General features: G+C 64.2%; 3 protein-coding genes. 2 read left to right on the forward strand and 1 reads right to left on the reverse strand.

The window, feature by feature from the left end; translation table 11 throughout:
- Window positions 1–260 (reverse strand): MarR family transcriptional regulator (locus tag VJ655_RS00205; protein ID WP_324097368.1); only part of this gene is annotated, 260 nt, incomplete at its 3' end.
- A 175-nt stretch (window positions 261–435) separates the two neighbouring features.
- Between VJ655_RS00205 and VJ655_RS00210 the strand changes: the two genes are divergently transcribed.
- Together VJ655_RS00210 and VJ655_RS00215 are read left to right on the forward strand one after the other, a co-directional pair.
- Window positions 436–2,991 carry a TonB-dependent receptor gene (locus tag VJ655_RS00210; RefSeq protein WP_324097369.1) on the forward strand — a complete coding sequence of 852 codons (2,556 nt, stop codon included), beginning with the start codon at window positions 436–438 and terminating at the stop codon, window positions 2,989–2,991.
- A gap of 120 nt (window positions 2,992–3,111) precedes the next feature.
- A partial coding sequence (locus VJ655_RS00215) for an MFS transporter (RefSeq protein ID WP_324097370.1) occupies window positions 3,112–3,940 on the forward strand: 829 nt, incomplete at its 3' end.

The following is a 3,940-nucleotide window of genomic DNA, read 5'->3' on the forward strand; positions in this document are numbered from 1 at the left end:
GAGAAATAGACCCCGAACGAATAGGCGCCTTCTGGGCGCAGGGTCAGAGGGCGGCTGGGCTGCCCGCGGCCTCCGCGGCGCAGCACCGAGTCAGCCACCAGGCCGCGCTGTTCCAGATCGCGCACCAGTCGCGTGGCCGAAGCCGGCGCCAGGCCGGTGAGCTTGGCGATACTGTTTCGCGAGATCGGTGCGTGCCGCCAGATCGCCCGTAGAACGGTGCGTTCACTCGGCGAAAGGGTCCAGAGGGTCGGATCCGGCATTAATTTCCCAGGCAAGCTGAATTGTAAGCTCGGACTAGCTTGTCATGAGCTTACGGGCAAGGATGTTTGGAGACCGGATGGCCATTGGTCGGCCTCAAATTAATTTCATGATAAGTCAAAATGTCATGAATCGGCTTTATGGGCACCTCACGTCGAAGTCATCAAGGGGACTGCCATGTCGATCACCTCCAAGCCCGTCGTCTGGGCCGCCTCCGCTCTGGCGCTTGGTCTCGGCGTCGAGCCGGCCATCGCTCAGTCGACCGACCCGAATAGCGGTGCGACGGTCGATGCGTTGGTGGTCAGCGGCAATCGGCAGGTCGATACGCCCAGTGACACGATCAAGCGACGCGCTCCAGGCGTTGTCGACTCGATCACCGCCCGAGACATCGCTCGATTGCCCGACACCACCCTGGCCGAGGCCCTTGATCGCGTGGTCGGAGTGAGCTCCGACAAGTTCACCCAGACCTCGGAGGCCGGATCGACGACCGTGCGGGGCTTTGACGCCCGCTACAACAGCATGGACATCGACGGCAATCCGATCTGGTTCACCAGCCAGAACAACCGCGGCGCCCAGCTGGCGATCTTTCCCGCCTCGATCGTCAATCAGGTCAACGTCTTCAAGACCGTGACTCCCGATCAGGACGCCAACGCGGTCGGCGGACACATTTCGCTGCGCACGCTGCGGGCCTTTGACGGCGGATCCAAACCCTATCTGTCACTCGGCGCGCGGGTCGGGGCCTATGACCAGGATGGGTCGGGAGGCCAGGGCGGCCCCTCGTACCGGTTTTATGGCGCTGGCAAGACGACCTTCGGCGCAGAAGGGAAATTCGGCGCCGTTCTTGGTTTCGACAGTCAACGCACCCGCAATTTTGACCGCTATGTCGCCGTTGACGGCTACAGCCAGGTGTCGGGGAGCGACCAAGTCAATGGCGGCGTCTACCAAGGCAAGTACGACAAGGACATCCGGCGCAACGCCGCCTATGGCAAGCTCGAGGCGCGAGCCAATGACAGGCTGTACGCCTTTCTTTCGGCCAATGTGTTCGACGAGCACACCAAGCAATACCTGCAGCGCAGTGGCGTCTATATCTATCAAACCAGCGGCCGAACGACCGACTATTCCAACGGGAAGGCCAATTTCAACAAGGCCGTGGGCCAGACCAAGGAATATGACTACGACATCAAGCGCCAGGCCGCCGTTCTGGGCGGTGGCGTGGACTATCAGCTCGGCGCGCGCGGCGTTCTGGCCCTGCGCGGCAACTATACCGACTACGACTATGACGTGGACCTGCGCTATCCCGAAACCTTCCAGATGTCGGGCCTGAGCGGATCCTATGACGTCTCCGGCGATCGCCCGTCGGCGAGCGTATCCACCACGGGCTTCGGCGATCCCGCCAACTGGGTCTACCGCAACACCAGCGCCTCTTATCAGCAGTTCCAGCGTCTCTCCGACAAGGTCTACGCCCTCCGCGCCGACTATGATTTCAACAGCGGCCACTCCGCGCGCGGGCTGGGTTTCAAGGCGGGAGCCGCTTGGACGCGCCTTGATCGCGACTACGACCAAGCCCAGGACAATTACAAGCTGCCCACCGGGATGACGTTGCGGCTGTCGCAGGTGGCGCCGGCGGGATCGAGCGTTGCGGACAACAGCGCCATGGAGAACGACTGGAGCGCCTTTTGGGCGGCCATGCGGTCCAATGGCGTCCTGACGCGCGATGATCAGGCGACCGCCGACTATCGCCTCACCGAAGATGTGACCTCGGGCTATGCGAGCATGTCCTTCACCGGCGATCGCTATCGGCTTTTGACCGGACTGCGCTACGAGCATACCCGGTTCGACAACGACACCGCCGATATCATCAATGGCGTGACCAAGGCGGCCACGCGTCATCGCGGCTACGACAACTGGCTACCCAACGCCCAGGCCAGCTTCGACGTCACCGACAAGCTGCGTCTTCGGGCGGCCTTCACCAAGACCCTGGCTCGAGCCGACTTCTCCGATTTCGCCATGGGCCGCACGACGACCCTCGATAGCCTGGGCAACCCCGTCATCAAGGGCACCAACCCCAATCTGAACCCCCGCCAATCGACCAATTATGACTTGGCGGCCGAATACTATTTCCAGGATGGCTTCGCCTCGATCGGAGTCTTCAGGAAGGATTTGCACGAAGAGACCTTCACTCAGCGCACGCAGCAGTTCGACGCCGCGGGCGTGGCCATCCTCACCGAAGAGGTTCCGCTCAACACCGGCGCTGCCCGGGTGAAGGGCCTAGAGGTCAGCCTGGTCAAGCGTCGCTTTGAGAGCCTGCCGGGGCTGCTGAAGGGTTTGGGCTTCAACGCCAACTACACCTATCTCGACGGTCGCTGGGATGTCGTTTTCACCGATGGGACGCGGCGCGGCGTCGATGGCTTGCGCAACCAGCCCCGCTGGCTGGCGAACGTGATGGTCAGCTATGACGCCGGGCCGCTGGACCTGAACCTCGCTTGGCGCCTGCGCGGGCGAACCTTTACCGGCACCTTCGGAACCAGCGCCGAAAAGGACGTGTGGATCGATCGTTACGAACAGCTGGATTTGCAGGCCAACTTCGTCGTGCGCCACGGCCTTCGCCTGTTCGCCGAGGCGCGCAATCTCACCAATCAGGACTGGCGCCAGACGACCGGCGCGACCGATGTGGTGGCTCAAGCCGTCAATCCGGGGCGCAGCTACTTCGTCGGCGTGAAATACCGCTACTGACGACTACCGCCTTCGCGGCGGCTTCGGATTCTGGGCGGCGCGCGCTAAAGGCGACGCTGGGGCGGAGACCGGCGTCGCGACCGGGGCGGCTAGGTCCAATATCGCGTGACGGCGGGGGCGATGATGAATCAGGCGGCCAGTGATCCGGGCGAGGCTCGATCTGGAGGCCTGGCTGCGATCGGGCTGGTCTATGTGGCGCTGTTCCTGGGGCGGGGCGTGGCTTCTCCGCTTATGCCGCTGTGGCTCGACAGCCGTGGATTGTCCGGGGAGGCCCTGGCGATGGTTCTGGCCGCGCCCAACCTGGCGCGGCTGTTGACCGGCCCCGCCATAGCGTTGGCGGCCAATCGCCTGGCGCTGCAGAGATCCGGCCTCATCTGGCTTGGAGGCGCGATTGCCCTGGGGTTCGCGGTGCTGGGCGTCAGCCGGAGCCCTTGGGTCCTGGGCGGGGCCTGGTTTTTGGCCGCCACCGCTTCGGCCGCCTGCCTGCCGCTGCTCGATGCCATGGCCCTGACGGTGGTTCGCGCGAGCGCATGGACCTACGGGCGGATGCGGGCCTTGGGATCGGCCGCTTACGCCGCCGCCAGCATGGCGGGCGGCTTCGTGCTGAAGCTATTTGGGCCGACGGCCTTGCTTGTCTGGAGCCTGGCCGCGGCGACCATGCTGGCGTTGGGTGCGAGGACGCTCCCGCCGTTCAGAGTGGCTGAGCGGGTTTCGCCCCAAGACGGCCCGATCGAAACGCTGCGTCGCTTATGGGAGGCGCCAGGGTTTGGTCGGGTGACGATCGTCCTGGCGCTGATCCAGGGTTCGCACGCACTCTTCTATGGCTTCTCGAGCCTTCTGTGGCGCGACCGGGGGTTCGACGGCGTCCAGATCGGCGCCTTGTGGGGCGCCAGCGTGGTCGCCGAGATCGTGTTCTTGGTGGTCGCCGAGCGTGTCCGCGAGGCCTTGG

It is taken from the genome of Caulobacter sp., from assembly GCF_035254145.1.
Lineage (GTDB): Bacteria > Pseudomonadota > Alphaproteobacteria > Caulobacterales > Caulobacteraceae > Caulobacter.